The 6437-nt window shown below is 55.9% G+C and carries 7 protein-coding genes and 2 pseudogenes; all 9 read left to right on the top strand.

Annotated elements, in window-relative coordinates; translation table 11 throughout:
• Nucleotides 1–97: 97 nt before the first annotated feature.
• Nucleotides 98–679 carry an aminoglycoside N-acetyltransferase AAC(6')-IIc gene (gene aac(6')-IIc / locus CHU32_RS27385; protein ID WP_012695484.1) on the top strand — a complete coding sequence of 194 codons (582 nt, stop codon included), beginning with the start codon at nt 98–100 and terminating at the stop codon, nt 677–679.
• A complete protein-coding gene (locus CHU32_RS28820) occupies nt 676–801 on the top strand; it encodes a hypothetical protein (RefSeq protein ID WP_022646489.1) in 126 nt (41 codons plus the stop codon). The genes aac(6')-IIc and CHU32_RS28820 overlap by 4 nt, the downstream gene beginning before the upstream one ends.
• An 83-nt stretch (nt 802–884) precedes the next feature.
• Nucleotides 885–1073: pseudogene (locus CHU32_RS27380) on the top strand (EreA family erythromycin esterase); the annotation flags it as partial.
• Nucleotides 1074–1166: 93 nt separating this feature from the next.
• Nucleotides 1167–2522 (top strand): IS1380-like element IS1247 family transposase, encoded by a 1356-nt coding sequence (locus CHU32_RS27375; RefSeq protein WP_006473457.1) that lies wholly within the window; start codon nt 1167–1169, stop codon nt 2520–2522.
• 241 nt (nt 2523–2763) lie between these two features.
• On the top strand, nt 2764–3573 hold the full coding sequence (aac(3)-IIg, locus tag CHU32_RS27370; protein WP_012695485.1) for an aminoglycoside N-acetyltransferase AAC(3)-IIg: 810 nt from the start codon (nt 2764–2766) through the stop codon (nt 3571–3573).
• A gap of 127 nt (nt 3574–3700) precedes the next feature.
• Nucleotides 3701–4114, top strand: coding sequence for an NAD(+)--rifampin ADP-ribosyltransferase (gene arr / locus CHU32_RS27365; protein WP_012695486.1), 414 nt, complete (start codon nt 3701–3703; stop codon nt 4112–4114).
• Nucleotides 4115–4500: 386 nt separating this feature from the next.
• Nucleotides 4501–4908, top strand: coding sequence for a YybH family protein (locus CHU32_RS27360; protein WP_063613390.1), 408 nt, complete (start codon nt 4501–4503; stop codon nt 4906–4908).
• Nucleotides 4909–4994: 86 nt separating this feature from the next.
• Nucleotides 4995–6035: pseudogene (ere(A), locus tag CHU32_RS27355) on the top strand (EreA family erythromycin esterase); the annotation flags it as partial.
• A gap of 182 nt (nt 6036–6217) precedes the next feature.
• On the top strand, nt 6218–6437 hold a 220-nt coding region (locus CHU32_RS27350), incomplete at its 3' end, for a DMT family transporter (RefSeq protein WP_001981783.1).

Here is a 6437-nt window from a genome sequence, read left to right as displayed (position 1 = left end):
CCGTGGGTCGATGTTTGATGTTATGGAGCAGCAACGATGTTACGCAGCAGGGCAGTCGCCCTAAAACAAAGTTAGGCCCGCACGGAATCAACATCTCATGTCCGCCAACAATGCCGCAATAGTTCTACGAGTCATGGCCGAGAACGATCTGCCAATGCTCCATGCTTGGCTGAACCGCCCCCACATAGTCGAGTGGTGGGGCGGCGAGGATGAACGCCCAACTCTTGACGAAGTCTTAGAACACTATTCGCCCGAAGTTCTGGCAAAGCAAGCTGTAGTGCCTTACATCGCAATGCTAGATGACGAACCCATCGGCTACGCCCAATCCTACATCGCACTTGGAAGTGGCGATGGATGGTGGGAAGACGAAACTGATCCAGGGGTCCGCGGGATTGACCAGTCTTTGGCTAATCCATCACAGTTAAACAAGGGGTTGGGTACAAAGCTCGTACGCTCGCTCGTTGAACTCCTGTTTAGCGACCCGGCCGTAACGAAAATCCAAACCGATCCATCTCCTAGCAACCATCGCGCCATTCGCTGCTACGAGAAGGCCGGGTTCGTTCAAGAAAAAAACATCCTCACACCTGACGGCCCTGCGGTGTACATGGTCCAAACACGCCAGGCGTTCGAAAGCCTGCGCACTGTTCAAAGCTTCAAAATCAAGGGGAAGTGGTCATGAATGGCTGCACCATCTCTACCAACTGGTATCTCGGCGTGTTCTCATCTGCCTTCGCATCTGTCGTCAGCCTAACCGGGCGTTCAACCGGACATCAACGTGCTGCGCACGTTGATGTCGGTTAACTGGGGCGTTATGCTCTGTGAGCCTGGTTATTGGCGAAGCGAAAGTATGACGATTTCAGCAATAAACGCAAAAGGATAAAAAAATGACATGGAGAACGACCAGAACACTTTTACAGCCTCAAAAGCTGGAGTTCAATGAGTTTGAGATTCTTAATCCCGTAGTTGAGGGCGCCCGAATTGTCGGCATTGGCGAGGGTGCTCACTTTGTCGCGGAGTTCTCACTGGCTAGAGCTAGTCTTATTCGCTATTTTGTCGAGAGGCATGATTTTAACCCACATTTCCCAAGTAAGGCGCTGATTTCGCTGTCCTGACCATTATATTTCCTATATAAAACATGGTGTTGAAGGCTGCGAGGGGCGCGTTTCATGGATCACCCAGAGGGTGCGGGCTTGCAACGGGCAGATCGGGTGGATTTCGACCCTCGCGTGCGGCTGGAATTTCGCGGCACGCAGCTCAGTTCCGACGGCGGCCTTCTGGTGATGCGCGAGCTTGATGACGCGCTCGGGTTGTCCGATTTGGCGTCAGCGGCGCTGCGCGATACTCGCTCTGGCAAGAACACGGTCCATCGGCTCGACGGCCTGTTCCGGCAATCAGTCTTTGGGCGGCTGGCCGGATACGAGGATGTCAACGACGCCAACCGTCTCGCCTGCGATCCGGTCATGCGCCAAGTTGTCGGCGGCAGAGCGGTCGATGCACAAGCGGCCTCGGCATCGCAGATGGGACGGTTCGAGACCGAGACGCTGGCTCTGGCCGGGAACCGTGCCGCGCTGGCCGACCTGAACGGGCAATGGATCGACCGGTTCCATGACCGTAACGGGCTGAAGTACATCGTTCTGGACATGGACAGCTCGGTCAGCCCGACCCATGGCGACCAGGAAGGGTCCGCCTGGAATGGCCATTTCGACTGTAGCTGCTATCACCCCAACTTTCTGTTCAACCAGTTCGGGATGCTGGAACGCTGCGCCCTGCGCCATGGCAACGTCCACAGCGCCGATGGCTGGCGTGATGTTCTCGACCCCGTAATTGCGCGCTACGCGGAGCGCGACCTTGGTGGCAGGTTCTTCCGGGCCGATGCTGCCTACGCGATCCCGGCGATCTATGAGCGATTGGAAGAAGCGCGGTTCTTCTACGCCATCCGGCTGCCCGCAAACGCGGTCCTCAAGGACAAGATCGCGCATCGGCTAACGCGCCCTGTCGGGCGGCCGTCACTGACCAAGGTCAAGCGGTTCTTCGAGGAATTCGAGTATCAGGCGGCGTCCTGGGACAAGGAACGCCGGGTGATCGCCAAGATCGAATGGCATCCGGGCGAACTGTTCCCGCGTGTCGGCTTCATCGTCACCAACCTGCCGATGGAGCCGGACTGGGTGGTGCGGTTCTACAACCAGCGCGGCACCGCCGAGCAGCACATCAAAGAGGGCAAATACGCCTTTCGCTGGACGCGGCTGTCGTGCCGGAAGTTCCGCGACAATGAGGTGCGGCTGCAACTGCACGCCCTGGCGTACAACCTGGCCACCTTCTTGCGCTGCATCGAGCTGCCCGAGGCCATGGCCGACTGGTCGTTGACCAGCCTGCAACTGAAGCTGATCAAGATCGGGGCACGTGTGGTCCGTCACGCCCGCACCATCACCTTCCAGCTGGCCGAGGTCGCTGTCACCGGCACGATGGTACGCGCCATCCTCGCCGCTATCCGCCGATTGCGAGCGCCACCGCTATGCGCATGATCGCGATCCACGCTCAAACTGAACGAAAGCGGCTGGACAGATCTGTCCGCTGCGCTGAAAAACGCCGCCCCTGGGCAAGGAAACAGCGGCTTCGCGGTCTGATCCGTCCAGATCCAGCAGTCTGCGCGACCGCAGGTGCCGCTTGCGGCAGAAAATCCTTGTCTAGCGCTCGGATACAGGCTATCTTCACCTCAAACGACACGCCACTTGGGGAATGCAGGATATAGAGGATGGCAGCGGAATGAACACAAGGGAAACAATTGCGGCGGACCTTTCACGGCTGGGTGTCCAATCCGGCGCTCTCGTCATGGTTCACGCATCGCTGAAGGCGATCGGCCCCGTCGATGGAGGCGCAGCATCGATAGTGTCTGCCCTGCTCGATGCCGTCGGCCCCACTGGAAGCTTGATGGGATACGCCTCGTGGGACCGGTCGCCTTACGAAGAAACGCTCAATGGCGCACGGATGGATGCGGAACTGCGCCACCGATGGCCGCCGTTCGATCCAGCCATATCAGGCACGTATCGCGGCTTCGGCCTGCTCAACCGGTTCCTCCTCCAGACACCCGGCGCCCGGCGCAGCGCGCACCCGGATGCCTCGATGGTCGCGGTAGGGCCTCTGGCCGGCACTCTGACGCGGCCTCACGAACTTGGGCAGGCTTTCGGACCTGGATCGCCGCTGGAGCGTTTCGTCGAGCGTGCCGGAAAGGTTCTGTTGCTCGGAGCCCCGCTCGATTCCGTTACCGTCCTGCACTACGCCGAGGCCATTGCCCGCATCCCGAACAAGCGACGCGTGAGCTACGAAATGCCGATCCGCAGCGAGGACGGCGGAGTGAGATGGAAACGCGCCGAGGATTTCGACTCCAACGGCATTCTCGATTGTTTCGCTATCGAAGGAGAGCCGGACGCCGTCGAGACAATTACCAATGCCTATGTGGAGCTGCGACGCCATCGGGAGGGCTTGGTCGGTCAGGCGCACTGCTACTTGTTCGAAGCGCGGGATATCGTTTCGTTCGGTGTCGACTATCTTCAACGGCACTTTGGCTCGCCCTGATCCGACGCATGGCATGCGGGATGCTCGCCCGCACCCTATCAACGACTATGTATCCAGGGTGCGCCCCGCCGAAAATACGGGCCCCGCGACACTGTGAACAGAAGCGCTTAACATCAAGGGGGACTCTATGTCTGCTACCGCAACCATGTTTGCCCAGTCGTTCTTCCATGGAACCAAAGCCGCTCTTGCACCCGGTGATCTGATCGCCGTCGGTTATCGATCGAATTTCACAGACGCGAAATCCCTGTCGTGGGTGTATTTTACAGGCACGCTCGATGCGGCGATCTGGGGCGCCGAATTGGCGGGTGGCAGCGGAACGGAACGAATTTATGTCGTCGAACCGACCGGCGCCATCGAGGAGGATCCGAACCTGACGGATAAGAAGTTCCCGGGTAACCCGACCCTGTCTTATCGCTCCCGCGATCCATTGCGCGTAATTGCTGAAGTGACGAAGTGGCAAGCACACACGGCCCAGCGGCTGCGGGAAATGAAGGAGGGCCTGGCGCGTCTGAACGCAGAAGGTGCCGAGATCATCGATTAACGTCGCCTGCCGGCAGTGCCATCATGGCGCATGGAACCGACTGTAGCCGATGACCGCACTGGTCTTTATTCGCGTCGCGGATGCCACAAATTGCTTAGCCCACTCGCCGCCTGGGGCCGATTTTCGCCCCTCGCCTTGAAGGGATTCCGAGTAGAATCCCGTGGCCATTGTTAATTAAGCAAGCGCGTTAATTAACAAATATGATCTCCGCATCGCAACCGTACCTCTCGGTCAGGTTAAACGTGTCCAGGCTGGCAAGCACTTCGGCGCTTTGCCAGTTCATGCTGGCAATCGTGCCTACGCAATGATGGGCGGCATCGTCGTGGGAACGGCGCTGACGATTCTCTTCCTACGGGCCCTCTATGTCGCCTGGTTCTGGATCCCGCGTGAAGTCGAGCAAACTGATTAATATGCACGACTTCGATCAGTTGGTGCCGTTAATTTCACCAAATGCGATATTCTGGTTCAATGACGGATCATTTTGTGGACTGAAGCAGATACGGCAAGCCTTTGAGGAAACCTGGAAAAAATTTCCTCTTGAAAATTATTGGTTAGAAAACCTGGAGTGGGTTGCCCAGTCGAAAGATTGTGCCGGATGCACCTATCACTTCCGGTGGAGGGCAATTTTAAATGGTAGCGCTCTGGAAGGCGGTGGGCGAGGAACAACTATCCTTCGTAGAGAAGCGAATGTCTGGAAGATCACTCACGAACATCTGAGCCAGTTCCCTAAACAAGACCCCAAGGGCCGACAGCTGCCGAGTAGATCGCTCGGATTGCGCCAAAAGCGGTCATGAGAGAAATGCCGCGACCTCAATGGTCGCGGCTGGCAGTTATGCAACGTCCTGTAACTGGGCCTCTCCATTGTGGAGGAAGCATGCTTAATGCGATTGGTTTGGAATGTGGGGCGATTCAGGCATCCCGGCTATCTGAATGGCTCAACTCAACAGCCGGTGCTCATGAACTTGAGCGATTTTCGGATACCCTGACCTTTTCTTTGTATGGCTCAGTGCTGATTTGGGTTAAATCATATCTACGCGAATCAGGAAGAAAACTGCAGTTAGTCGGAATCGATTTACCCAACACCTTGAATCCAAGGGACGACCTAGCGCAATTGGCCGAAATTATCCAGGTCATCGACCACCTCATGAAACCCCACGTTGATGCGCTGACTCAGTTGTTGACGTCCATTGATGGCCAGTCGGCGGTTATTTCATCGGCAAAATGGGGGGAGTTGGAAACGGCTCAGCAGGAGAAAGCTATCTCAGGGGTAACCAGATTGAAGCTCCGTTTGGCGTCGCTTGCCCCTGTCCTGAAAAATCACGTCAACAGCGATTTTTTCCGAAAAGCCTCTGATCGAATAGAGTCGATAGAGTATACGTTGGAAACCTTGCGTGTAATGAAAGCTTTCTTCGATGGTACCTCTCTTGAGGGAGATACTTCCGTACGTGACTCGTATATGGCGGGCGTGGTGGATGGAATGGTTCGAGCGAATCCGGATGTAAGGATAATTCTGCTGGCGCACAACAATCATTTACAAAAAACTCCAGTTTCCTTTTCAGGCGAGCTTACGGCTGTTCCCATGGGACAGCATCTCGCAGAGAGGGAGGAGGGGGATTACCGTGCGATTGCATTCACCCATCTTGGACTCACCGTGCCGGAAATGCATTTCCCATCGCCCGACAGTCCTCTTGGATTCTCTGTTGTGACCACGCCTGCCGATGCAATCCGTGAGGATAGTGTGGAACAGTATGTCATCGATGCCTGTGGTAAGGAGGATTCATGCCTGACATTGACAGATGACCCCATGGAAGCAAAGCGAATGCGGTCCCAAAGCGCCTCTGTAGAAACGAATTTGAGCGAGGCATTTGATGCCATCGTCTGCGTTCCCAGCGCCGGCAAGGACAGCCTGGTTGCCCTATAGGAAACCAGAAATGAAATGAAGGAGCATAACCTGCCAATCCACCGGACGGTTTTCAACCGCCGGTGATCAGCGCGTTAGATGCACTAAGCACATAATTGCTCACAGCCAAACTATCAGGTCAAGTCTGCTTTTATTATTTTTAAGCGTGCATAATAAGCCCTACACAAATTGGGAGATATATCATGAAAGGCTGGCTTTTTCTTGTTATCGCAATAGTTGGCGAAGTAATCGCAACATCCGCATTAAAATCTAGCGAGGGCTTTACTAAGCTTGCCCCTTCCGCCGTTGTCATAATCGGTTATGGCATCGCATTTTATTTTCTTTCTCTGGTTCTGAAATCCATCCCTGTCGGTGTTGCTTATGCAGTCTGGTCGGGACTCGGCGTCGTCATAATTACAGCCA

Source organism: Superficieibacter electus, assembly GCF_002915575.1.
Classification (GTDB): Bacteria; Pseudomonadota; Gammaproteobacteria; order Enterobacterales; family Enterobacteriaceae; genus Superficieibacter; species Superficieibacter electus.
This window is presented reverse-complemented; position numbering and strand designations above follow the sequence as displayed.